This window comes from uncultured Granulicatella sp., from assembly GCF_963515095.1.
Taxonomy (GTDB): domain Bacteria; phylum Bacillota; class Bacilli; order Lactobacillales; family Aerococcaceae; genus Granulicatella.
This window is the reverse complement of the sequence record NZ_CAUPXD010000006.1, coordinates 16,028-40,615: the sequence shown is the minus strand read 5'-3', so window position 1 is coordinate 40,615 and position 24,588 is coordinate 16,028. Positions and strand designations below refer to the sequence as shown.

Here is a 24,588-nt window from a genome sequence, read left to right as displayed (position 1 = left end):
AAAAAAAATTTCTTTTTCCGTTTTTTCTATAACCACATAAAAAAGAAGCCTTGCGGCTTCTTCATCATTTTTGAATTTCTTCTTTATAATCGCATTGGCTACATACAATTTGTTTGCCACTTTTCACTTTCTTTTCTACAAGATAGTGAGAACATTTCGGACATTCTCTTCCTACAGGTTTATCCCATGAGACAAATTCGCATTCAGGATAACGATCACATCCATAGAATAAACGATTCTTCTTCGATTTTCGCTCGATCACATGCCCTTGATGACAATGCGGACATGTTACACCAATCTCTTTTACAATTGCTGCAGTATGACGACAATCTGGGAAATTACTACATGCATAGAATTTACCAAAACGTCCTAATTTAATCACCATTGGATTTCCACAAACTTCACAGTTAAATCCTGCAGGTTCATCTTTAATTTGGACTTTCTCAATTTGAATTTCTGCTTTATCCACTTCAGCCTTAAAAGGTTGATAGAATCGATCAATAACTTGAACCCACTCTTGTTTGCCTGCTTCAATTTGGTCTAATTCTGATTCCATTTCAGCAGTAAATCTTGTATCTACAATATTCGGGAAATAATTTTGAATCATTTGATGAACAATTTCTCCCAATTCCGTTGGCTCAAAACGTTTCGCTACTAATTTAACATAATAACGTTTTTGAATCGTTTCAATTGTTGGAGCATAAGTCGAAGGACGTCCGACACCAATTTCTTCTAATGTTTTAATTAAAGTTGCTTCTGAATATCTAGCAGGTGGTTGAGTAAAGTGTTGTTCTGGATCTAATTTTTGTACAGATACTTTATCTCCCTCAACCAATTCAGGTAAAACATTAGATTTTTTAGAATCGGCATTATCTTGATACACTTTTTGATATCCAGCAAATTTAATGGTAGAACCATTTGCTTTGAATACTTGTTGATTTTGCTCTAACTCAACTTGAACCGTATCATAAACAGCCGCAGACATTTGACTTGCCACAAATCTAGACCAAATTAAGGTATATAATTTTAATTGATCTTTTGATAAATATGATGCAATCGAATCAGGAGTTCTCATAACTGATGAAGGACGAATTGCTTCGTGGGCATCTTGAGCTCCTTCAGAAACTTTTGTTGAACGTGTTGAGTTTGAATACTCACTACCATACTCAGATAAAATATAAGATTTTGCTTCGTCTTTAGCAGTTTGAGAAACACGAGTTGAGTCCGTACGCATATACGTAATTAAACCGACTGAACCTTGTCTTCCTAATGATACACCTTCATACAATTGTTGAGCGACCATCATCGTTTTACGAGTTCTAAAGTTTAATTTATTGGAAGCATCTTGCTGCAAGCTACTTGTTGTAAATGGTGCAGCAGGATTTCTTCGTCTTTCTTTTTTCGTTACCTTTTGAACAATAAATGGTGATTTCTCATCAATTTCTTTCAAGACTTGATTCACTTCATCTTGAGATTTTAATTCAACTTTTTCAGCAGTTGTTCCATAATAACTAGCTGAAAATTTCTTTGTTGATTTTTGGAAAGTTGCATCTAATGACCAATATTCTTCTGGAACAAAAGATTGAATTTCTCTTTCTCGATCAATAATTAATTTTACAGCGATACTTTGTACACGACCTGCACTCAAGCCTTTTTTCACTTTTTTCCATAAAATTGGAGAAATTGTATATCCTACTAGGCGGTCTAAAATACGACGAGCTTGTTGCGCATCAACTAAATCCATATCTAAATTTCTTGGATTTTTAAAGGCTTCTTTTACAGCATCCTTTGTAATCTCATTAAATTCTACACGAATCGGTTTAGTCGTATCTAATCCTAATAAATGTGCTAAATGCCATGAAATAGCTTCCCCTTCTCTATCCGGGTCACTTGCAAGGTAAACAGCATCGGCTTTACTCGCCTCTTTTTTCAAAGATTTGATTAAATCCCCTTTTCCACGAATAGAAATATAATGAGGCTCATAGTTATTTTCAATATCGATTCCCATTTTACTTTTTGGTAAATCACGTAAGTGACCTTTACTTGCCACTACTTTAAAATTTTTCCCTAAATATCTTTCAATTGTTTTCGCTTTTGTTGGTGATTCGACAATCACCAAGTTTTTCTTAACCATATCGAAACTCCCTTCACAGAAGTATATGCTTGTTTTCAATAATCGTTATTCATCATAGCGAACGAAAGTTTGTTTGTCAAATCAAAAAACTATAAGAGTTAAAATTTTATGGAAAATAATGCAGAGAATTTAAAATATCATTTGCATTTCTTATCGGAAAAGCTCCGGCAGTAATCAGTTCATTTGTTCCTTTAGAATATTCACTTGTAATATTACCCGGTAAGGCAAACACTTGACGATTTTCACTTAAAGCAACATTAGCTGTAATTAAACTTCCACTATGCATTTTTGCTTCAATCACACATAATCCATGGCTTAATCCTGCAATAATTCTATTTCGATAAGGAAAATGAAATTTTAAAGGTGGACTATCTAATGGATATTCAGACAGTATCAGTCCTTTTTTTCCTATTGCATCATACAAACTTTGATTTTCCTTAGGGTAGCAAATATTAATGCCATTTCCGATAACTGCAATCGTTTCCCCTTTTAAATCTAATGTTAGTTGGTGAGCTAAACTATCTACTCCTCTTGCCAATCCACTAATAATGGATACTTTTCTTTCAAGTATATCAGGGAGTAAATATTCTAGCGCTTCTTTACTATAGGGAGTATGATTTCTTGCACCAACAATTCCAATAGACAAACGATTGAATAACTCCAGTCTTCCCTTGTAAAATAGTACAACTGGTGGCAAATAAATTTCTTTTAAACGTTTTGGATACAAAGCATCTTCGTACATCAAAAAATGAATCGCTTCTTTTCGATACTGTAATTCCAAATTGGCAAAATCTGTATTCCTTAGCCAAGCAATCTCTTCTAAACTTAATTCCTGATGAATAGCTTCTAATGTAAAAGTACCTTCTGTCCATTCATTTTGACATAAACGTTGATACAACTCCCATCTTTGTTGGCTACTCCCTTTATCCCTCATTGCTAGAGCAATCATTAATGTTCGTCTTGTCCATTCCATAAAAATAACCTTCTTTCTCGAAATAACATTTCTACTTGTTATATACGAAAAAAAAGGCTAAAAATATTTTTTTATTGCAAAAAATCTTTAATTGGAGCAAAAGTTTTTCGATGAATTGGACAAATTCCTTTTTTATTTAGTCCTTCCAAATGTTTTGGCGTTCCATAACCTGCATTATTAGAAAAATCATAGCCAGGATATAATTCATCAAATTCTTGCATCATTTGATCACGCACTTGTTTTGCAACAATACTTGCTGCTGCAATCGATATACTCTTGGCATCTCCTTTAATGATGCCAATTTGAGGGGTATTCACATCAATTTTCATCGCATCAATTAATAAATAATCTGGTTGAATCTTTAATTCACTGACTGCTTGTTGCATTGCTAAACGACTAGCTTGATAAATATTGACTTGGTCAATAATATCTGCATCCACAATTCCAATTCCAATGGCAATAGCTTTTTCTTGAATCAACCGATAAATTTCTTCTCGTTTAGAAGCAGATAATTTTTTAGAATCATCAAACCCTAAATCTTCAATATTTTTCGGTAAAATTACTGCAGCAGCTACTACAGGACCTGCTAATGGACCACGGCCAACTTCATCAACCCCAGCAATAAAACTAGCACCTTCTTGATAAGCTAATCTCTCATAATATTGCATTTCAATAAAATGTTCTGCACGTTTTTGTTCTTTTTCAATTCTTTTTTGACACGATTTAAGTGCTATTTGCACTCCTTTTCTCATATCTAAACTTAATTGTTGAAACATTGGATCTTCAATCGAATGAATCGAACTTAAGATTTCTTTAATTTGACTAATGGTATATTTTTCAGTCATTTTATACACCTTCCAAACTAATTGGTGCAGTATCTAATGTATATCGACCTAATTTACCACCACGAATATCAAAAATAATACGCTCACTTGCACGTTCATAATCATCTTTGAACCCTAACTTTTTCGTAATGAGCAATAATAAATCTACATCAGATAATTCTAAATCAGCTTCACTTAGACCATAAGGTTTTCTTAAAGCATCTGTATAGTATGTTCTAAAGATATTAATCGCAAATAATGCTATATCATCCATATGTAATAATGAATCTTTAATCGCTCCTGTTACAGCTAATTTATTCCCAATCTCTTGATTATCAAATTTTGGCCATAAAATACCAGGCGTATCTAGTAATTCAAAATCATTACCAATTTTTAACCAACGTTGTCCTTTGGTAACACCAGGACGATTCGCAGTTTCAGCCTGATTTTTTTGAATCATACGATTAATAAATGTTGATTTTCCAACGTTTGGAATTCCTAATACCATTAAACGAATCGGACGAGGACGAACTCCTTTTGCGGCTAATTTTTCAAATTCTTCAGCCATCAATGCTTTAATCGCTGCTTTTACTTGATTCAATCCTTTACCATCTTTAGCTTCAACTGTTAAAACTTCAATACCTTCTTCTTGATAATAGTTCATCCATTTCTTTGTTTGAATCGGATCGGCTAAATCCGTCTTATTTAATAGCATTAATTGTTTCTTTTGTCCTTTAATCTCATTTACAATTGGATTACGACTTGATTCCGGGATACGTGCATCAACTAATTCGATTACAACATCTACTAATTTTAGTTTTTCAATTGCTTCTCTTTTAGCTTTTGCCATATGTCCAGGATACCATTGTATCGTTGCCATCAATTTCACCCTTTCTTACTACTTGTAACTTTATTCTGAACTATTTTAACATACTCCCTTTTTATTTCAAAATTATTCATAGTCATAGGCGAACTTTTAGTGTATAATCACAATACTATTTTTATTTTGAAAGGAAGAAAGCTATGAAAAAATTGATTCAACTGATTGATAAATTTGATGGTCCTCAATCAACGTTAAGTAATGAAGAATTTTTCATTCGTGAAAAATTGTTGCTCTACTTAAAATTATTTTGGGTATTTTCCATTGTTATCTTTGTTTTATTAGGAATCATAGTCAGTATTTCTTATTTTTTCTATTTCTTTTATTATGCCATTATTTTATGGATTATTACGAAAGTGTTAGATATGTTGCTATATTTTTACTTGAACAAAAAGCCTTGAAGGGGCAATCCTACTCCTTCAAGGCTTTCATTTTTCATTATCCAATTGTTGCTTTAAATTTAACTTTCTTAATTTTAAAGTCAATTCCCTTTTCTTGAATTGTCTTTTTAAAATCTTGAACAAAAACACGAGCATCATTATCAATTTGAATATATAACTCGTATCCTTCTGGAATTTTCTTAACTTCAACATTGGCAGCTTGATACTGTTTTAAATTACAATGTCGATGAATATCATGAATAACATTCAAATGACTAATCATTCCCGTAATATTTAATTGATACATTTTTCTATGAACGCTGAGTTTACGATGTGTCAATAATTGAACTATTACCACTACGGCGCAACAAATACTGCCAAAGAACCAGAATCCACCACCAATAGCCATTCCGATTCCCGAAGTTGCCCATAAACCAGCAGCTGTCGTAACACCACTAACACGCATATCACGCATGTAGATAATACCACCACCGATAAAACTGATACCACTAACGATTTGCGCAGCAATACGTGTCGTATCTGCAGCGTCTGGAGTTTCCCAAAATGCTTCTTTTGAAACAATCATCATTAAAGCAGAAGCTAATGCAACAATGACATGGGTTTTCACCCCCGCTTGTTTATTGCGTGACTTACGCTCATATCCAATCGCCCATCCGCATAAACATGCGAGAATAATGGATAAAAAATGACGTAATTCTAACAACACATCAAATTGATGTAAAAATATTTGATTCATTAAACTTCTCCTTTCCATTCTTCCTGATATCGTTCTCATAGAATGCTTATTATCGTATAATTTTTACAAGAAAAAGTCAAGCTGAATGCTGTGGTTAATATAATATTTTAAGTTTTTGATTATATTGATTTAACCACCAATACTTTGATATTTCTTTAATCCTTGTTTCCAAAAGAATTGATAAACTAAATAAAATATAATCCATCCGGAACTAAAATTGATTAATGTTTCTAAAGTAAATCGATTAGTACTCAGTAATAACTCATGGACAGGAAAATATCCAATAAAACTAAATGGTATAATCATTAATACAGCTTTTAACCATTGAGGATAGATTGAAATTGGATAATTTCCAAGTTGAGAAACTTCCCAAAAAATACTTTTAAGCCCATCATTTGATACCCACCAAAATGCAGTAGAACTTAAAAATAAATAAATAGCATATCTAACAAAAATAGAAGAAAGTATAAAGAAAAGTAATTTAATAAAGAAGATACTTGTCCATAATCCAGATAATTGAGTGATTGATCCTATTAATAACAATAAAGCTACTACCGTTTCAAATACAGATTCTTCATCTAGTTGAAAAATAATAAATTGAAATAAAATATTTAAAGGTCTTACTAAGAAAATATCTAGCTCTCCACTTTGAATCATATATGGAATTTCAAGTACAGTTACAAAAAATATTTCCCATAGGGCATTTACTAACATCAAATATGAATAAAAAAATAACACTTCGTATCCACTAAACTCACCTAAAAATCCTGTATTCATAACAATGATATAAAGAACAAATAAGGTTGAAATTGTTTCTAGAAAAAAGCCCATATTTCCTAAAACAAAATCAATAGGATACATCATTATTCGTTTGATATCCATTCTTATAAATTCAGTATAAATTTTTCTATAAAATTTTAACGAACGAATTATCATGTTACCCTCCCATAATTTCAAGTTTTGAGTAGACTCTTTTTTGTATAATGAATAAAACTAAGAGAAAGAAAAGAATCCAACATAATTGAATTAAAAGTGCAGTCGTATAAGAAAATAATTGACTTCCACTTAATATTGCACTAGGAAAATATTGTAATGCAACAAAAGGTAGTTTTAATACAATTGATTTTAAAGGTTCTGGATAAATATCTATCGGTAAAACTCCCCCTCCAAGTAATAATATTAAGCCAGAAATTAAACTTTTAGTTCCATTTATACTAATTAAATACGGAGAAAGTAATCCTATAATATGACCAATAATTAATGAAAGTATCCAACTGAAACATAAAGATAATAATGCCAACAAAAGAACACTATTCACAGTCATGAGATTTATTTTGAAAAAAATAATATAAATAACCCAAATCGGAATAATTCGATAAATAATCTTATAAAAACTATTTCCAATTTGAATAGAGGAATTGACTAAAAACAGCATTTGTGGACGCTGTAAATAATTAGCTATTGTTCCCTTTAAAATAATATGATTCATAAAATCAGCTGAAGAAAATAAAGGTAATAAAGACGATAATGTTAAGGCAAACATAGAATAAATAATAATTTGTTGTGTATTCATTCCATTTGTTTTTTCAACATATGTCCAAATATAATACTGAATTACAATAGCAATAAATGTACTCATAATCGTCATAACATTATTCATGCGATATCTTTTATTAGACTTAAACTGGTAAAGTATGTATGCTAATAAACCTTTCATTCTAACACCCTCTTTACCGTCATTAATTCTGATAAACTTAAATGAACAACTTCTAAATTATCAGGATGAACATTATTTCGAATAAATTCAATCGCTAATTCTTCTGAAATTTCACGAGTATCAAAAAAATATTCAGTAGAAAAAATATTCTTTGCTAATACTTTTATAGTTGAATTCTCTATCAATTCATGCTGTCCTTGTTCGTGATAAATGATAACTTTTTTCAAATAAGAATATTGATTTTTAAACTCTTCAATACTTCCTTGATATGCATTGATGCCTTTGTTCAGAATAATAATTCTTTGACAAACTTTCTCAATCTCTTGAAAATCATGACTAGTAATCATGAATGTCGTATTTTTTTGCTCATTAACTTTTAAAATAATTTCCATCATTTTTTGTTTTGTTTGAACATCAATACCAATTGTAGGTTCATCTAAAATGACTAACTTAGGAGAATGAAGCAAAGCACAAACAAATTCTCCACGCATACGTTGTCCTAAAGAAAGTTCTCGAACTGGTTGATTTATATAGGCCTTTACTTCTAATTCATTTATTAACCATTCTAACCATTTATCATCTTCAACAGAGGTTTTAGAATAAATTTTTTGTAAAAATTTGAAAGAATCTAACAGTGGTAAATCCCACCAGAGATGAGATTTCTGTCCAAACATAACTCCAATTTCAGAAGCGTTTTTTCGACGATTCTTGAACGAATCTTTTTCAAAAACTGTTACATTACCAGAATCTGCTGGGATAATTCCTAACAACAACTTTATTGTCGTAGATTTTCCAGCACCATTCTCACCAATGTAACCAACAATTTCTCCTTCATTAATTTCTAAATTTAAATCTTGAATAACTGTTTTCTTTGCCTTTTTTGTAAATAATTTTTCTTTAAAAGACTTTTTTAATTGTATATCTGAATCTATATATTCTTTATATACATTTTCAAAACGAATCATACTCTTCTCCATATATCATAAATAAAATTTTATCCGTACAGACACTATATGCACACACCACCAAAGACTTCTCATAGTAATAATTATATGAGACTCGCAAATGCGAGGCTGCTTCCATCCCTTACTACTAAATCTAAAGAAGTCATTATAATACATCATAAACGTACAGACACTGTATGCCCACACCACCAATGACTTCTCATAGTAGTAATGATAAAAGTAGCCTGATTGGCTACTTTTATAGGGGAAATTTGAGACCTTGGGCTCAAATTTTAGGAATGAGACTTGCAAGCGCAAGGCTGCTTCCGTCCCTTACTACTATATTAGAAGTCATTATTAATAATATTATTACTTTTTGAAGAAATTCCTCATCGTAAACAATGGTTTACTACGTACAATATTTTCTTCTCCAACAAATGTACGCATTTCTTTTAAACATTTCCCTGCATTTTTCACCACAAAATTAAATGAACCTGCAGATTTCGTATCTATAAAGAACCCACGAATATAACGATCCTTAAAGAAAATTTGAGCACGTACTTTGTCAATCTCATTCCAAGGAATTTGAATATAATCCTCCGGATTTTTTTCATTATAAAACTCAAATGCTCTATCCCCAACGAGAATATCGCCATGTTTATTTCCAATCCAGCCAACAAAAGCATTAGCCTTTGTTGTATAAATAACTTTTGTATTTAATGACTGTGCCATAACATTCTCCTTTTTACTAAACTGATAAATCTATTTTATCATAAAACAAAAAAAGATGAACAGACATTTAAATCTGTTCATCTCAAAATTGTATCTTAATTACATAATCCCTGTTACACGACCAAGAATACCTAGTGCAAATAATCCAAAGATAATTAAAATTGGACTTACTTTACGTTTTAATAACCACATACATGCGAATGTTAATAATAAAGCAGCAAAACCTGGAATTAATTGGTTTAAGTTATCTTGTAATGTTGTAACTTTTTCAGGAGTTAATGAAGTACCACCTGCTAATGCAGATAAGATTTTTTGTAATGTTGAACCATCTACAGTACCTTCAGGGAATTGAATGTATGCTCCTTCAGATAATTTAGCACGAGCAACTACTAATGGGAAGTTAATTGAAGTCCAACGTTGAACTAAAATCCCCATTACGAACATCCCTAAGATTGAAGCACCTTTAGTGATAGTTTGTAAAATACCACCTGATAAGTCACTTGTAATTTCAGAACCTTTTTGATATCCAACTTCTTGTGTGTACCATAAGAAACCGATACGGATTAAGTTCCAAGCAATAAAGAAGAATAATGGTGCAATTAATGAACCGCCAGTTGCCAATGAAGCAGCAATTGCTCCAAGGATTGGACGAACTGTAAACCAGAATACAGGATCCCCAATACCTGCTAAAGGTCCCATCATACCAACTTTAACCCCTTGAATAGCAGCATCATCGATATCTGCTCCATTTGCTTTTTCTTCTTCAAGAGCTAAAGTTACCCCAAGAATTGGAGCAGCAATATATGGGTGAGTATTAAAGAATTCTAAATGACGTTTTAAAGCATCACTTGCTTCTTCTTTGTTAGGATATAATTTTTTAAGTGCTGGGATTAATGAAAATGCCCAACCACCATTTTGCATACGCTCATAGTTCCATGAACCTTGAAGGAACTGAGAACGTAACATAACGCTAATACGATCGCTTTTCGTTAATGAAACTTTTTTCTCTGACATATCTGTTCCTCCATTCTAGTAATCATTTAAAATATCACCAAGTGGGTCTCCTGAACCAGAATTTGATCCTGAACCACCTGAGTTATTTTTTTGTAAGTTTAAGTAAATTACAGCAATTGCTAAACCGATAATACCAGTTGCAATTAATGTTAATTCTTTAATTGGTGCTAAAGCAAAACCTAAGAAGAAGAAAGGCCATACTTCTTTAGTTGCCATTAAGTTAATAACCATTGCATAACCAACAGCTACTACCATTCCCCCACCAACTGTCATACCACCAGTAAACCATGCTGGTAATGAACCTAATGCAGCTTGTACTGCTGAAGAAGGAATGAATAATAAAGCTCCTGCTGGAATTGCAATACGTAAACCTTGTGTAGCTAAAGCTACATAGTGCCAAAATTCAACACCACGGAAGTTCCCTTGTTCTGCTGCTCTATCAGCTTGGTGAACAAGAACAACTGATAAAGTACGAACAATCATAGTTGTTACTAAACCAACAGTTGCTAGAGTGATAGCTGCTGCAATGGCGATATTACGACCATCTGTAGAGAAGTCACCAGCTTTTACATAAATAATGGCAGATGCTACTGAAGCTAACGCTGCATCGGGAGCAACCGCTGCACCGATATTAGCCCAACCTAGAGCTAATAATTGTAAAGCTCCACCTAAAATAATACATTCAGATAAATGTCCTGTTGCTAATCCAATTAATGAACATGCAATAATTGGTTGATGGAATTGGAATTGGTCTAAAATACTTTCCATACCAGCTAAAAAGGCAACAACTAGGACTGCAATAATTGCTACAATATTAAAATCCATAATGACCTCCTATTAAATGTTTAATCCTTCGCCTGCTTTTGCAGCGATTAATTTGAATAAATCAGAAGGAGAATCTCCTGATACTTTTCTAACATCAAATTTTACGCCTAAATCACGTAATTTCTTATACGTATCAACATCTGCTTGGTCAACAGATAATACATTATTAATTTGAACTTTACCTACTGAATGAGCCATAGAACCAATATTTAATTCTGGAATTTCTACACCTTTTTCAATAACTGCTAAAGCATCTTGTGGATTTTCAAATAATAATAATGCTTTTGTATCGCCAAAACGTGGGTCGTTATAAACTTGAACTAATTTATCCAATGGGATAACGTGAGCACGAACTCCTGGAGGAGCTGCTTGTTCAATTAATTTTTTACGTAAATCGTCTTTTGATACTGAATCAGATACAACGATAATACGATTTGGATTTGTTGCCTTAGTCCAGTTAGTAGCAACTTGTCCATGAAGTAAACGAGTATCAATACGAGCTAATACAAACTTAATTTTGCCATCCCCTAAAACTGTTCCTTCTGGAATAGCTCCTTTAGGCGCAACCGTTTGTTCCTCTGCTACTTCTTCTTTCTTTTGCAATTCTTCTGGGCGAACTTTCACACCTTCAATTGCAGTTGGAGCAATCGCTTGAGCAATTTCGTGAGCTGTATTCATTGAGAAACGACTCGCATACGCTTCGATTAACATTGGTAAGTTTAATCCAGCAACAATTGCACGATGTTCAGGAGCTTCTTCAAACAATTTATTTGCTTGATTGAATGGACTACCGCCCCATAAATCGACTAAGAATAAGATTTCTTCTGAATCAACTTTCTCAATGGCTTCTTGCAATTTTCTTTGCAAATCATCTGGTCCTTCACTTGGCATAAATACAACAGATTCAACTTTTTCTTGTTCTCCAAAAATCATTGAACCAGATTGCTTAATACCAGCAGCAAATTCACCATGGCTTGCAATAATAATTCCAACCATATGATTTCCTCCTATAAATCTATATTAATGCATCCTTTTATGCACCATTTGAAGTTTAACACTAATTTTTCTATTTGTAAAAGAATATAATGTTTATACAACTTCTTTATACCGTTTCCTTGAAAATATCCTAAATGAATATAAATAAAAAAGACTTTTCAAAGTAGCCTTAGCCAATAGTCACCGTTAGGTGGCTGCTTGCGTCCTAATACTACATTAAGAAAAGTCAATTTCTATACCTTATTCGGAATATAAATAACCGTAATTCTTTTGTCCTCCAATTCGACCAAATGGCCAAATTGTAAAGACTGCTTTTCCTTCAATCGCTGAACGATCAATAAAACCAATCATCCGACTATCTTTAGAAACACCACGATTATCCCCTAAAACAAAATACTTCCCTTCAGGAACTTTTGATTCACCAGTTAGACTCTCTAAAGTGAAATCATCCATAAATACCGTTTGTTTTGCCAATGCTTCAGTATTGATAAAAGGTTGATCTACTTTTTTACCATTAATATAAAGTACCCCACTCTTCATCTCAACTGTATCCCCAGGCATTCCAATAACACGTTTAATATATTCAACATTTTCATCTGGAGCCTTTAGTATAACAACATCAAATCGATGAATATCTCCAACTTTAGATAGCACCATTCGATCACCATTATGTAATGTTGGATACATTGAAGCACCGCTTACCGTAAAGGGTCTACCAAGGAAGAAATATACTCCTCCAACAATAATGAAGGCTACTATAAATGACCAAATCCAAGACCATATGATAGACAATATAGAAGGCTTATAGTCATACTCCTCTTCATAACTCATTCAAATCTCTCCTCATCATTCAGAATATAAATAAGAAAAATCTTTTTGACCACCAATTCGATTCAACGGCCAAATCGTAAAGACTGCTTTCCCTTCAATGGCAGAGCGATCAATAAATCCAATCAAACGACTGTCTCTTGACACTCCACGATTATCCCCCATTACAAAATATTTCCCTTCAGGTACAGTAGTTTCACCTGTTAAAGCTTCTAAATTAAAATCATCAATATACACGGTTTTATTTACCAGTATTTCAGTATTAATAAATGGTTGCTCCACTACTTTGCCATTAATATATAGCTTTCCTTCTTTTATTTCAATCGTATCTCCAGGCATACCTATCACTCGTTTAATATACTCTTTATCTTGGTCTGGTGCTTGTAATACAACCACATCAAAACGATTAATATCCCCTAATTTTGACATAAACATACGATCATTATTATGTAATGTCGGATACATTGATTGACCACTTACCGTAAAAGGTTTCCCTACAAAGATAAATAACAAGGCTAGAATTGCAAATGATACGGCAAAAGAGCCTAACCAACTGAATAATTCTTCCCATATAGTAGGTTTAGGAAGTTTTCTTTTACGCATATTACGTGGAATAAATGAACTAACTTCTTCCATGGAAAAACCTCCATTCTATTTTAGTAATTCTTTTGCGGCTTGATACTGTGTATCGTTTTCTTGGATTAAAACTCTAACACTATTCATTAATTTTTGAGCAGTTTCTTCATTCACTTCTCCGGTTACAGTAATTCCTTCTTTTTGTTGATAGAGTCTAACTGCATTTTGAGTAGCTTCATCAAAATAACCATCTGCTGTAACTGAATAGCCTAATCCTTTTAGAATTGTTTCAACTGATAAGACATTTTGGGAAACAGTCCCAAGTTTTAAAGTTTCTCTTGCATCAATAATTTTTAAAAATGCATAATCCGGTAAATTCACTTCTTTTGTTGGAGTGACACCTTCTTTATGAATCCAATTTCCTTTTGGTGTTAACCATTTAGCATTCGTATATTTCAATTCACTATTATCAGCAATATCAATTACACTTTGAACAGTTCCTTTACCATAAGTTTTAGTTCCAACAATTTGTGCTCCTGCTCCTTCTTTTAATGCAGCAGCTAAAATTTCCGAAGCACTAGCACTTCCTTCATTCACTAAAAGGACATATGGTTGAGTAATTTTAAAGGTTCCAATATCTGAAGAAGCTTTATAAATTTTTTTCTCTCCAAATCTATCTTCTACTTGAACAATTGGTTCACCATCTTTTAGGAACATATTGGCAACTTTATATGCTTGATCTAACAGTCCACCAGGATTGTAGCGTACATCGAACACAAAAGATTTTGCACCTTTACTAGTTAAATCTTTAACCGCTTTTTCTAATTCTTGAGCGGTATTTTTAGCAAAGCTTGTAATACGAATATGTCCAATTGTAGCATCCTCTTTATCTAATTCAGCTTTTACAGTATTAATGGCAATGCTAGCTCTCGTTAATTTGACTTCTAAAGAAGTTCCAGCACGTTCTATCGTTAACACAACATCTGTACCAACTTCTCCACGTACTTTCTTCACAACTTCAGAAATGGTCTTACCTGTCATATCTTCGCCATCTACTTTTGTAATAACATCATCCGTTTGAAGACCGACTTGTTGAGAAGGGCTTCCTTCCATTGTAGTGCTAATCACAACTCTACTTTGATCTGACTTTAATTCAGCTCCAATTCCACCAAATGACCCATTAACCGTTTCATCTAATTGAGCTGTTTCATCATTTACTAAATAAGTTGTGTAAGGGTCACCAACCGCCTCAGCCATTCCTTTTAAAGCTCCTTGAATCAACTGTTCATTCGTAACATTTTTATCAACATAAGCTTGTTTTAAATAGAAAAATACTTTTTCAATTTGAAACATTTCTTGCTTCGATAACTGATGCTCTTGATTTTGATTACCAATCAACTTTGGTAATTGAGTCCAAACAATGCCAATCGTTAATCCAATCGAAAGCAACATTGTTACAATGATTGATACAATAAAAATCCACAGTCGTATTCCTTTTTTGGGAGCTTTAACAACTTTTTCTTGATTTTCTTCCATACATTTACCTACACATTAACCGTTATGAACTGTTTCTAAAGCAATTTCCATCATTTCATTAAATGTTTTTTCACGCTCTTCAGCAGTTGTTTCTTCACCTGTTAAAATATGGTCACTAATCGTTACAATGGCTAGAGCTTGTTTTTTATGTTGAGCAGCTAATGCATATAAACCAGCAGCTTCCATTTCAATGGCAAGTACACCATATTCTTGTAATTTTTGTTTGTTTAATTCAGCATTGTAGAAACGATCTGAAGATAAAATATTTCCAACGTGTACAGTTGCACCACGTTCTTTAGCTAAATGATACGCTTTATCTAATAAATCAAATGAAGCTAAAGGTGCGAAGTTTACTTGTCCTTGGAAAATATTTGTAATAATTGATGAATCTGTTGTAGCTCCTTGAGCTAATACGATATCACGAACATTTACATCCGGTTGAATTGAACCAGCTGAACCAATACGAATAATCTTTTCAACACCAAATTCAGTATATAATTCATTGGCATAAATCATCATTGAAGGAATACCCATTCCACTACCTTGAACAGATACTCGTTGTCCTTTGTAAAATCCTGTATAACCAAACATATTTCTTACGCTATTATATTGTTCTACATCTGTTAAATAATGTTCCGCAATGTATTTTGCACGAAGTGGGTCTCCTGGCATTAATACTACCTCTGCGATTTGTCCTTTTGTTGCATTAATATGTACACTCATGTGTGATCTCCTAACTGTCTTATAGACTTTTAAATTTTTCTTACTGTAGATATTCTACTATATTGTCATTAGAAATTGAAATAGAAAAAATAAATTCATTTGTTTTTAAATTAATTTTTTTTGCTTTAATCGTATTTCCTTCATGAAGTCCCGATAAATTTAGTAGAAAATACTGTTTTGCCGTATTTAATTGAAACCATTCAGGAAACTCCATTTGTTGTAATCTACCTAATGCTAAAAATACTGGTAACGAGAAACCTCCTAATTGAACAGACTGTATTTTTAACTGTATAGCTCCTTCTTCGGTTACATATGGTACAGTCGTCATTTTATAAGGAACAGTAACCCCTAATGCTTTAGCATCTCCAGTAATTTGAATGACTGAATCATTCATCACAAAGTTTGGAAAACTTGGATTTTCTATTTGATTCTTTTTCGTAACAATTTCTAAAATATTTTGAATTTCCGTTTTACTTAAAGTTACTTCCATCCAATTCTCTCCTTGTTCTACAATTTGCGTTGTTGAAACTTGATGCTTAGTTCGGCTAGGAATTAATGAGGAAATCATTACAAATAAATTGATTGCAATTAAAGCTAAAAAAGCAATTTTCCAATAATTCCTTTTCTTTTTAGTTCTTCTTAATAGTGTCATTCTATCACCTCTTTCATCTCATTACAGCAATTCATATAAAATCTTAACCTAATCTTCTAAAAGAAATGCTTGAAATACATTATTCCCTAAAAACTTTCCTTTATGAGTTAACGCAATTCCCTCTATTGTTAATTGAATCAATTCCTGTTCTAACAGTTCCTCAATAATTTCTTGATAAATATCATTGATATTTCTTCCAAATCTTCTTTTAAATTCTTGGTTTGAAACACCTGACATTTTTCTCAATCCTAAAAACATAAATTCTTCGATTTGAGATTTTTTACTTAGTACATCCTTTTGTAAAATTGGAAGTTCAAAATTACGTAATGGTTCTAAATAATGTTGAATGGGGCCACAATTTTGATAGCGTTCTTGATTTAAATAACCATGAGCACCAGCACCAAATCCTAAATACTCATCTGCTTTCCAATAATGTAAATTATGTCTAGATTCAAAACCTGGAAGTGCATAATTACTAATTTCGTAATGATGCCGTTCAAAACTTTCCATAGAATCCATGGCTAATTGAAACATATCTGCTTCTTCATCTTGTGTTGGCAAAGGAAGTTTCCCTTGTCTCATTAAATTATAAAAAACTGTTTTTTGTTCTAAAATTAAAGAATAAATTGAATAATGTGGTAAATCTAAATCCATTGCTATTTTTAAACTATCTTCGAAATCTTGAATCGTTTGTTGAGGCAATCTAAAAATTAAATCAATACTTATATTCTCAAATCCAATTTTTCGAGCATTTCCTATGCTTTCTAAAACTGTCTTTTTACTATGTTTACGTCCAATTTTTTTTAATAATTCATCATTAAAAGATTGAACTCCCATACTAATACGGTTAACTCCATATTCTTTCATTACTTCTAACCGTTCCATTTGCCCATCATCTGGATTTAATTCCATTGTAAATTCGCAATTCTTCTCTAGTGGTAAATAGCGATGAATTCCTTCAAATAATGTTGCTAATTGCTTAGGTGTTAAAGTTGAAGGAGTTCCTCCTCCGATATATAACGTTTCTAAAGGAGAGAGGGGATGAGCCTTTGCTCGTAATTGCATTTCTCTTACTAATAAATCAACATATTCATCAACCGGTTGCCCCTCAATAAATACCTTATTAAAATCGCAATAATAGCAAATATGAGAACAAAATGGAATGTGAATATAAGCTGCTCTTACTGCGTTCATTTGTTTCTCCTTATTCTTTTGGTTTATTTTCCCGAATTTGTTGAATCACTGCTTCATCTGGGGTGATATATGTATTTTGTTGTCCTTCATACACAACAAATCCTGGCTTAGATCCATTTGGCTTTCTAATTTTTGAAACAGAAACATAATCCACAGGAACAGTTGCTGAATGACGATATTTTGAATAGTAAGCTGCTAACATCGCTGCTTGTCCAATTGTTTCATCGCTTGGACTTGCCGATTCTACAATGACGTGTGATCCAGGAATATTTTGGGCATGTAACCATAAATATTCTTTTTTGGCTTGTTTTAACGTTAAGGTATCATTTTGTAAATTATTTCTACCCACTAAAATTCTTGTTCCATCATTTGAGTAGAAAACATATGGTTTTGAAGGTTTTGTTTTTTGTTTTCCTTTTTTCATAGCGGAACGCTTTAAGTAACCACTTGCTACTAATTCTTCTCGAATAATTTCTAAGTTTTGCACATCTGCTTCTTCAATTTGATATAGTACTTGTTCTAAATATTGAATTTCTTGATGAGTAACTTCCTGTTGTTTTTCAATATGTTCAATTGAATTTCTTAATTTTTGATATTTTTTAAAATAAGCTTGTGCATTTTGAGAAGGTGTCAACCATGTAGACAATTGAATCGTCAGTAATTCATTATTATCGTAATAATTTTCCACTTGAATTTCAGTTTGACCTTTTTCGATTTGGTACAGGCAAGTATTTAATAACTCCCCTTTAATACGGTATTGTTCAGCTTTTTCACTTTTTTGTAAATCTTCTTCAAATTTAACCAATTTTTCGCGATTTTTTTTCAATTCTGATTTCAACATTTGAAGTAAATTCCCCGCCAACTGTTGAATTTTCTCTTCCTGAACTTTATGAACATAATAGGCAGTTACTAATTCAGATAATGTTTCAAATGATTGATTTTCAGCATTTTGGAATGAATAATATGGACAAACTGTGAAATAGCTTTTTCCATTCAAAAGTTTTGCTAAAGTAGGCGTTGGTTTCTCATTATTTTGTTCTAAAAACTTCCATAAACTCTCAGCAATCGTCTCATCAAACATCATGGATCGTTCAACAATTTCATTTGCTGTTAATGTACTCAACCCTTGAACAAGACTCATTAATGATTTTGCAAGAGAATCTTCTCCTAATCCCTTTGTTAATCTAGCATCTAGTTCAAATAACGTCATTTCAAATGGATTCATTTTCGTTTGATGAGGAGGTAATTGATAAGTAGCACCCGGTTGTAATGTACGATAAGTATTTTGACTTAATGGGATACGTTTTAAACAATCAATAATTTGTTGGCTTCTTCGATCAACTAAGAAAACATTACTATGTTTCCCCATCATTTCAAGTGTCAAACGCCATTTTGCTTCATCTCCAAGTTCATCCCTTGTGTCAACATCTAAATGAATAATTCGGTCAGCTCCAACTTGAGTAAAATCTTGAATAATCGCCCCTTCAAGATATTTTCTTAAAATCATACAAAAATTAGGAGCAATTTCAGGGTTATCGCCTTTTTCTGTAATAAATTGAAATCGTGCCATCATTGGATGAGCACATAATAATAGTAAGTAATTTTTACGATTGGAACGAATCGTTAATTGAATTTCATAAGGAAGGGGCTGATGAATTTTACTAATTCTCCCTCCTATAATTTCTTTAGAAACTTCATCCGTCATCCATTTTGTAAATAAACCATCAAATGTCATAAGTTCCTCCATATAGATAAAAAAATAGATTTGAATTTATCTAATTATAAATCCAAATCTATTATATTTTGTATCGTCATTAGATTAGATTTTACTGTTAAACTCTACTCTATTGTAACGATTTTTAGAAAATTTATCTACTGATATGATAAGAAACCTCAGACAATAAATACAATTGGCTTTTCTAAAGTAGCTAAGGACGGCATCAAACAGCTCTGCTGTTTCATGCCTAAAAATTGAGCCTAAGGTCTCAATTTTCCCTGCACTATAAACCTATCTGGCTTATAGTGCTAAAGCTACAGAGAAAAGCCAATTTTATTTTTGACAGATGCTGATGAATTTTCGAAAAAAAGTATGGACTTTTCTAAAGTATATGCTGACGTAAAATGATCACATAAAAAGTCACAAGATGTTTAAACACTTCCGTCAAAATATAATTGAAATTTCGTTTTAGCAATGAAATTCGCATTTGCGAAGCTGCTTGCATCCTAAGCTACTAAAGAAAATTCATATTATTTATCTTCATGATTCACATAATAATGCTCTAAAAAATAAAGATTTTCTTGAATACGTCGTGCTGTTTCAGTATTTTGTAAACCATTTTCAAAAGCTTCGTGTAATGAAAATTTTAAACCGTCTCTATACCAAAGTGCATGATTTTTAATATCATAACCTAATGCTGACAATAACGCTAATCGCTCTCCTCTTGCTTCCGGAGCAAAAGAAAGTTTATCTTCTGACATTTTTACACCAGTTTGACTAGATAGATGCTTACGATACATATATAAACTTTTTTTCACAAAAATTATTTTTTCATATTGTAAAAATAATTTATACATAATAAAGGTATCTTCTGCTAATTTATTTAATGGAAATTTCACATGATCAAATAAATGCTTTTTAAATAATTTTCCCCACGAAGTCACAAAAGATAAATCAATTCTTTCTAATTCCGGAAGATTGTCAATCAGTTCATCGCGAAAGTATAATTTCTCAATATAATCTTCATCCGTAAAATGAATATAAAAACAACCATCTTGTTCTAAATATTGATGATAGCTTCCTATAGCAATATCTGCATCATATTCCACTAATTTTTCATATAATAGTCTTAATTGGTGGCGATCCATTATATCATCTCCATCAATAAACACGACATAATCTCCATTAGCTTCTTCAATGCCACGATTACGTGCACCAGATAACCCTTTATTTTCTTGTGAAATATAAATAATCCGTTCATCCTGTGTTGAATAATACTCACAGATTTCAGAACTTCTATCTGTAGAGCCATCATTCACTAAAATCACTTCAACATTAGGATAGGTTTGATTTAAAACACTTGTGATACATTCTTCTAAATAATTTTGAACATTGTAAATAGGAATAATCACACTAATAAGTGGTGTTGATAGTTGCCTAATCGTTTGTATCATCTCTTCTGGTGTTTGAGAATTTGTTATAATTTCATATTCAGGATTTTTACTCGTACAATCAAAAGCCAAAATTTTCTTATGTTGTCGAATAAATTCCTCAACGAACCTCTGTTGATTATTTCCAAAATGCGTATCGAGATAGGCATCACAAACATTCATTAACTCATCAAGTACATCACCTACAATCTCAGGATAGAGATATACATTCGAATACTGATTAAGTTGCAATAATTTATCACCCATTTGTGTATAAGCTCCAATATGAAAAGCAACATCTGGTAGCGATTCTACTAATTCTTTTATGTAAAGAAAATCTTGACTATCCGTAAATGAAAAAAGATTTACAACATATCGTTTGTATAAATTTTTAAAATCAAATTCCCCCATATAGTGCATTTGAATTTGCTCATAAGTAAGAGACAAATAGTCAAACCATACATTTCGATAACGATAACCAACAATACTATTCCATGGTTTTCGGTGAGTCGTATAATGGATGACTTTCGGTACATCTTTTGATATAAAATGTTGGGTCCAATTTCCATAAAATGCATAAGTATCATGACCTACTTGCAAATTATACAGTTGTTCTAAAGGAAGCCAATTCTCTCCAAAAACATGATTCAACACTTCTTGATCACCCATTAAATTCTGTCCATTTCCAACATTTTCAATCGTTTGATGAATAAGCTTTTTAGTAATAGAAGCATGACGCCATTTTTGATTATCGATTACCATCATACCAGAATTAAAACCTATACCTTTAGCATCTTGAACTGCCGCCAAAAAATGTCCTTGCAAATCTAATTCAAACAATTCATCTAAAGGCTGATGAACAATCATATCGCAATCTAAATAGAGGACTCTATCTTCCTCAATGAGTTCTGGAATCCAATAGCGAGCAAAACCAATAGGGGAAATATGATCAAATGTAATCCAATCGGATTGCACAGTATTCTCTTGTAACTGAATGCCTTCTAACACACTTCCAAGATTCGTAACTTCTGTTTTCAATCGTTCTAACCATTCTGATGATACATCCTGATGAATAAAATAAATTTTCACACCTTGATGATGATATAAGATAGATTTTATTACCGTTTCGATTGGAGTCAAATAAGTAGCATCCCCTGTTAAAACGAATGTTTTCATAACTGCTCTCCTTTAATCTGCTCAATAAAATTTTGAATATCCTTTACTAATGTTTCTTTCTCTGCCAAATCATATTTTCTACTATAGTCACTCTCATCATGAGAAGTTTGATAAAAAGAAAAAATAGTAATTTGTTTTTCTTTACAAATTTCTATAATATTAAGAATTTCATTTTCATAATTAATATCTAAGTAAAAATCAATTTTCTGAATGATTTCTTCTGCTTTTATCATTTCAATCGCAGGATAAAAGGCAATATTGGTATAGGAACGAAGTTTCCATATATCTTCTCCAAAAAAGGTATGCGCTCCAACATGAAATTGAACTTGAGGGAATGAGGTTGCTAAATATTCCAGTTGTTCGACATTTGCAGTATTAGTAAAAATCGCAGTGTTAACATTCGGTAAGTTCACTAACTGATTCCAATGAAGATAAGCCATTGGTTTTTTCAGAAGAATATCTGACCATTCAAGCATATAATATTTCCACCAAATATCACGATAACGATTCATTCGAACTTCTTTCCATGGTTTTTCCTTCAATGTATAATGAATAACAACTGGAAATTCTTTACTTTTCTCAAACCAATCAGAAGATCCGATTAAATTTAAGTAATTATCTGCCCCCACTTGTAAATTATATTTTACAGGGAGTTTTAACCAACGTTCTTTAAAATATTCATTTAATACGCCTTGATCTCCGTAAACAGTTGCTCCAATGTCATTAGTTAGCTGTAATAAAGATTCTAAGCAACGTTCTTTTCTAAATTTTGTAACATCTATTACTAACAGCCCAGCATTAAATGTTATCTCTTCTTTTGGTAAATCAGGAACGGCACCAATCATATAATGATCTAACGATACCTCAAACAAAGGTTGTAAAGAATCTGTTACAATCATATCGCTATCCAAATAAATAGCTCGTTCTTCTTGAACAAATTCTCCAATAAAATATCTATAATACGTTCGATAATTAATATGAGAACTTGGAAGAACAAAATGACTAACTGAATCTGCATTTATTTTTACATCTGTTACTTTACAATCAATCACTTTCAATCGACGATTCATCATTAAGAACCATTCTTGAGGAATATCATCATTAAAAATATAAAAATGGATCCCTTTATTGTACATACAAATGGACTTCATTGTTGTACTTATTTTTTCTATATATGCATTGTCTCCACATAATACAATAGCATGATATGACATATTGATTCCTCACAATTCATTATAATTCATTTCCACCCTTATTTAGCCAACTAATGACATCCCAAGCTTGTAAAGGAGTATTGATAATTCCAACTTCATCTTTTTCACTACCTTCTACTACTTGTTGATGCATTAAATGTGGATATTTTTTATGTACTAAAATAATTTTATTATGATAGGGTAATTGATCTACTTTCTCTAATAATTCATCACTTATACCATCTCGATTATCGAATTTAAAATAAATATTATTCCAATTCATTCGTTTTTTTCTTCTATTCCACTTATCTCTTGCTTCCTCTACACTCTCATAATGCAGAAAATGTAAGGTAACATCTCCTAAATGTCCTACAGGATAAAAATATTGACCAAGTTGAAATAACTTTAACTCCTCATCAAACACTATTGGTAACTCTAAATAAGAACGAATATCTTTAGTCAAACGATAATAATCTTCTGGTAAGATAAACAGTCCCACAAATGGTGTTGTGTATGGGAGTCCCATTTGTTTATAAATTAAGCCTCCAACGCAATTATTACTAATAATTGTAAAATCTAATGATAATAAATCTAAAAAAGGAAAAATACCATTTTCTGCTGTGATTAGCATTTGATAAACACGATTTGATTCTTTAATAGCTCCTTCGTTTTTTAACCATTCAGAATAATTCGCTAATAATTGAATATACTGTTTTTTTGCCTTATCCATAGAAAAAATATTCAAAGATTGTCCAACTTTCATTAATTCCTGAAAACTTTGTAATGATTCTTTATAATAAGATTGAACAGGAATTTGTTGAGAGATTCTCACAGAGGTTGGATAATTCACATAGGCAATATTTTGGGCTTCAATCGCTAATCTCCAATTTAGTTGAGAGGATATCCATGTACATAAATTATAAAACAATCGCTTATGAAACAATTTTCCTTCAAGTGATCCGTAAAGGGAAAAATTAGCAACTTCACTTGTCGCATTGTTTTCTAAATAAGTTTCTTTTGAAACAGATTTAACAATCCAGTCCTGTCCAAAATTATAAAAATAAAATTGTCCATCAGAGTAGTCAGCATAATTTCCCATTGTAATATCCGCATCTGTTAAAGCAGCTGTATGATATAATTTTTCAATAGATTCTTCAAACATTGAATGATAATCATCAATAAAAATCACATAATTAGTATCTGATTGAAGTAATTCTTCTACTTGAAATTCTGTCATTCCCATTGGTAAACGAGAAGTTGTATCTTCATTGAATACTCTTATGATAAGATTAGGATACGTTTGCTTTTTAATAATTTCAAGAATACGTTCTAGTTGGTTAGAATCTCCATGATATAAAATGATAATCATTATCACTGGCAACATGAA

23 protein-coding genes are annotated in these 24,588 nt (G+C 31.9%); 1 reads left to right on the top strand and 22 read right to left on the bottom strand.

Annotated features, from left to right (window positions below; genetic code table 11):
* Positions 1 to 64 precede the first annotated feature (64 nt).
* The 4 genes from topA to ylqF form a co-directional block, all read right to left on the bottom strand.
* Positions 65 to 2,134, bottom strand: coding sequence for a type I DNA topoisomerase (gene topA / locus RWL86_RS02690; RefSeq protein ID WP_314077056.1), 2,070 nt, complete (start codon positions 2,132 to 2,134; stop codon positions 65 to 67).
* A gap of 106 nt (positions 2,135 to 2,240) precedes the next feature.
* Positions 2,241 to 3,107, bottom strand: a complete 867-nt coding sequence (gene dprA / locus RWL86_RS02685; protein WP_314077055.1) for a DNA-processing protein DprA — start codon at positions 3,105 to 3,107, stop codon at positions 2,241 to 2,243.
* Positions 3,108 to 3,178: 71 nt separating this feature from the next.
* Positions 3,179 to 3,952: a ribonuclease HII gene (locus RWL86_RS02680; RefSeq protein ID WP_314077054.1), complete on the bottom strand. Its 774-nt coding sequence runs from the start codon at positions 3,950 to 3,952 to the stop codon at positions 3,179 to 3,181.
* Between the two features lies 1 nt (position 3,953).
* Positions 3,954 to 4,811 carry a ribosome biogenesis GTPase YlqF gene (gene ylqF, locus RWL86_RS02675; RefSeq protein WP_314077053.1) on the bottom strand — a complete coding sequence of 286 codons (858 nt, stop codon included), beginning with the start codon at positions 4,809 to 4,811 and terminating at the stop codon, positions 3,954 to 3,956.
* A gap of 143 nt (positions 4,812 to 4,954) precedes the next feature.
* Between ylqF and RWL86_RS02670 the strand changes: the two genes are divergently transcribed.
* The gene (locus RWL86_RS02670) at positions 4,955 to 5,212 is read left to right on the top strand and encodes a hypothetical protein (RefSeq protein WP_314077052.1); all 258 of its coding nucleotides are present in this window, start codon (positions 4,955 to 4,957) and stop codon (positions 5,210 to 5,212) included.
* 37 nt (positions 5,213 to 5,249) lie between these two features.
* On the opposite strand, the gene RWL86_RS02665 is transcribed toward RWL86_RS02670, so the two are convergent.
* The 18 genes from RWL86_RS02665 to RWL86_RS02580 form a co-directional block, all read right to left on the bottom strand.
* Complete coding sequence (locus RWL86_RS02665; RefSeq protein WP_314077051.1) at positions 5,250 to 5,948, bottom strand: MgtC/SapB family protein; 699 nt, start codon at positions 5,946 to 5,948, stop codon at positions 5,250 to 5,252.
* A 129-nt stretch (positions 5,949 to 6,077) separates the two neighbouring features.
* Positions 6,078 to 6,884 (bottom strand): ABC-2 family transporter protein, encoded by an 807-nt coding sequence (locus tag RWL86_RS02660; protein WP_314077050.1) that lies wholly within the window; start codon positions 6,882 to 6,884, stop codon positions 6,078 to 6,080.
* Position 6,885: 1 nt separating this feature from the next.
* On the bottom strand, positions 6,886 to 7,665 hold the full coding sequence (locus tag RWL86_RS02655) for a hypothetical protein (RefSeq protein WP_314077049.1): 780 nt from the start codon (positions 7,663 to 7,665) through the stop codon (positions 6,886 to 6,888).
* The gene (locus tag RWL86_RS02650) at positions 7,662 to 8,630 is read right to left on the bottom strand and encodes an ATP-binding cassette domain-containing protein (RefSeq protein WP_314077048.1); all 969 of its coding nucleotides are present in this window, start codon (positions 8,628 to 8,630) and stop codon (positions 7,662 to 7,664) included. The genes RWL86_RS02655 and RWL86_RS02650 overlap by 4 nt, the downstream gene beginning before the upstream one ends.
* A gap of 348 nt (positions 8,631 to 8,978) precedes the next feature.
* Complete coding sequence (locus RWL86_RS02645) at positions 8,979 to 9,341, bottom strand: DUF956 family protein (RefSeq protein ID WP_314077047.1); 363 nt, start codon at positions 9,339 to 9,341, stop codon at positions 8,979 to 8,981.
* Positions 9,342 to 9,440: 99 nt separating this feature from the next.
* Entirely contained in the window at positions 9,441 to 10,355 is a 915-nt protein-coding gene (locus tag RWL86_RS02640) for a PTS system mannose/fructose/sorbose family transporter subunit IID (RefSeq protein WP_314077046.1), read from the bottom strand.
* A gap of 15 nt (positions 10,356 to 10,370) precedes the next feature.
* On the bottom strand, positions 10,371 to 11,183 hold the full coding sequence (locus RWL86_RS02635; RefSeq protein ID WP_211228175.1) for a mannose/fructose/sorbose family PTS transporter subunit IIC: 813 nt from the start codon (positions 11,181 to 11,183) through the stop codon (positions 10,371 to 10,373).
* Positions 11,184 to 11,192: 9 nt separating this feature from the next.
* The gene (locus RWL86_RS02630; RefSeq protein ID WP_314077045.1) at positions 11,193 to 12,176 is read right to left on the bottom strand and encodes a mannose/fructose/sorbose PTS transporter subunit IIA; all 984 of its coding nucleotides are present in this window, start codon (positions 12,174 to 12,176) and stop codon (positions 11,193 to 11,195) included.
* A gap of 240 nt (positions 12,177 to 12,416) precedes the next feature.
* A complete protein-coding gene (lepB, locus tag RWL86_RS02625; RefSeq protein WP_314077044.1) occupies positions 12,417 to 13,007 on the bottom strand; it encodes a signal peptidase I in 591 nt (196 codons plus the stop codon).
* Between the two features lie 15 nt (positions 13,008 to 13,022).
* Positions 13,023 to 13,640, bottom strand: coding sequence for a signal peptidase I (lepB, locus tag RWL86_RS02620; protein ID WP_314077043.1), 618 nt, complete (start codon positions 13,638 to 13,640; stop codon positions 13,023 to 13,025).
* Positions 13,641 to 13,655: 15 nt separating this feature from the next.
* Entirely contained in the window at positions 13,656 to 15,116 is a 1,461-nt protein-coding gene (locus tag RWL86_RS02615) for a S41 family peptidase (RefSeq protein ID WP_314077042.1), read from the bottom strand.
* A gap of 15 nt (positions 15,117 to 15,131) precedes the next feature.
* On the bottom strand, positions 15,132 to 15,839 hold the full coding sequence (gene deoD / locus RWL86_RS02610; RefSeq protein ID WP_314077041.1) for a purine-nucleoside phosphorylase: 708 nt from the start codon (positions 15,837 to 15,839) through the stop codon (positions 15,132 to 15,134).
* 40 nt (positions 15,840 to 15,879) lie between these two features.
* Positions 15,880 to 16,491, bottom strand: coding sequence for a DUF2140 family protein (locus tag RWL86_RS02605; protein WP_314077040.1), 612 nt, complete (start codon positions 16,489 to 16,491; stop codon positions 15,880 to 15,882).
* 48 nt (positions 16,492 to 16,539) lie between these two features.
* The gene (gene hemW, locus RWL86_RS02600; RefSeq protein ID WP_314077039.1) at positions 16,540 to 17,685 is read right to left on the bottom strand and encodes a radical SAM family heme chaperone HemW; all 1,146 of its coding nucleotides are present in this window, start codon (positions 17,683 to 17,685) and stop codon (positions 16,540 to 16,542) included.
* Positions 17,686 to 17,695: 10 nt separating this feature from the next.
* Entirely contained in the window at positions 17,696 to 19,420 is a 1,725-nt protein-coding gene (locus tag RWL86_RS02595) for an NFACT RNA binding domain-containing protein (protein ID WP_314077038.1), read from the bottom strand.
* A 512-nt stretch (positions 19,421 to 19,932) separates the two neighbouring features.
* Positions 19,933 to 22,008, bottom strand: coding sequence for a glycosyltransferase (locus RWL86_RS02590; RefSeq protein ID WP_314077037.1), 2,076 nt, complete (start codon positions 22,006 to 22,008; stop codon positions 19,933 to 19,935).
* A complete protein-coding gene (locus RWL86_RS02585) occupies positions 22,005 to 23,222 on the bottom strand; it encodes a glycosyltransferase family 8 protein (RefSeq protein ID WP_314077036.1) in 1,218 nt (405 codons plus the stop codon). The genes RWL86_RS02590 and RWL86_RS02585 overlap by 4 nt, the downstream gene beginning before the upstream one ends.
* A 19-nt stretch (positions 23,223 to 23,241) precedes the next feature.
* Positions 23,242 to 24,585 carry a DUF1919 domain-containing protein gene (locus RWL86_RS02580; protein ID WP_314077035.1) on the bottom strand — a complete coding sequence of 448 codons (1,344 nt, stop codon included), beginning with the start codon at positions 24,583 to 24,585 and terminating at the stop codon, positions 23,242 to 23,244.
* Positions 24,586 to 24,588: the final 3 nt, after the last annotated feature.

Bases quoted from the DNA above. Each gene is read 5' to 3' on its own strand.
- RWL86_RS02605 (WP_314077040.1), bottom strand. From the start codon at position 16,491: ATGACACTATTAAGAAGAACTAAAAAGAAAAGGAATTATTGGAAAATT.
- RWL86_RS02580 (WP_314077035.1), bottom strand. From the start codon at position 24,585: ATGTTGCCAGTGATAATGATTATCATTTTATATCATGGAGATTCTAAC.
- RWL86_RS02645 (WP_314077047.1), bottom strand. From the start codon at position 9,341: ATGGCACAGTCATTAAATACAAAAGTTATTTATACAACAAAGGCTAAT.
- RWL86_RS02650 (WP_314077048.1), bottom strand. From the start codon at position 8,630: ATGATTCGTTTTGAAAATGTATATAAAGAATATATAGATTCAGATATA.
- lepB (WP_314077044.1), bottom strand. From the start codon at position 13,007: ATGAGTTATGAAGAGGAGTATGACTATAAGCCTTCTATATTGTCTATC.
- hemW (WP_314077039.1), bottom strand. From the start codon at position 17,685: ATGAACGCAGTAAGAGCAGCTTATATTCACATTCCATTTTGTTCTCAT.
- RWL86_RS02590 (WP_314077037.1), bottom strand. From the start codon at position 22,008: ATGAAAACATTCGTTTTAACAGGGGATGCTACTTATTTGACTCCAATC.
- RWL86_RS02595 (WP_314077038.1), bottom strand. From the start codon at position 19,420: ATGACATTTGATGGTTTATTTACAAAATGGATGACGGATGAAGTTTCT.
- RWL86_RS02660 (WP_314077050.1), bottom strand. From the start codon at position 6,884: ATGATAATTCGTTCGTTAAAATTTTATAGAAAAATTTATACTGAATTT.
- deoD (WP_314077041.1), bottom strand. From the start codon at position 15,839: ATGAGTGTACATATTAATGCAACAAAAGGACAAATCGCAGAGGTAGTA.
- RWL86_RS02640 (WP_314077046.1), bottom strand. From the start codon at position 10,355: ATGTCAGAGAAAAAAGTTTCATTAACGAAAAGCGATCGTATTAGCGTT.
- RWL86_RS02585 (WP_314077036.1), bottom strand. From the start codon at position 23,222: ATGTCATATCATGCTATTGTATTATGTGGAGACAATGCATATATAGAA.
- RWL86_RS02665 (WP_314077051.1), bottom strand. From the start codon at position 5,948: ATGAATCAAATATTTTTACATCAATTTGATGTGTTGTTAGAATTACGT.
- RWL86_RS02680 (WP_314077054.1), bottom strand. From the start codon at position 3,952: ATGACTGAAAAATATACCATTAGTCAAATTAAAGAAATCTTAAGTTCG.
- lepB (WP_314077043.1), bottom strand. From the start codon at position 13,640: ATGGAAGAAGTTAGTTCATTTATTCCACGTAATATGCGTAAAAGAAAA.
- dprA (WP_314077055.1), bottom strand. From the start codon at position 3,107: ATGGAATGGACAAGACGAACATTAATGATTGCTCTAGCAATGAGGGAT.
- RWL86_RS02670 (WP_314077052.1), top strand. From the start codon at position 4,955: ATGAAAAAATTGATTCAACTGATTGATAAATTTGATGGTCCTCAATCA.
- RWL86_RS02630 (WP_314077045.1), bottom strand. From the start codon at position 12,176: ATGGTTGGAATTATTATTGCAAGCCATGGTGAATTTGCTGCTGGTATT.
- ylqF (WP_314077053.1), bottom strand. From the start codon at position 4,811: ATGGCAACGATACAATGGTATCCTGGACATATGGCAAAAGCTAAAAGA.
- RWL86_RS02615 (WP_314077042.1), bottom strand. From the start codon at position 15,116: ATGGAAGAAAATCAAGAAAAAGTTGTTAAAGCTCCCAAAAAAGGAATA.
- RWL86_RS02655 (WP_314077049.1), bottom strand. From the start codon at position 7,665: ATGAAAGGTTTATTAGCATACATACTTTACCAGTTTAAGTCTAATAAA.
- topA (WP_314077056.1), bottom strand. From the start codon at position 2,134: ATGGTTAAGAAAAACTTGGTGATTGTCGAATCACCAACAAAAGCGAAA.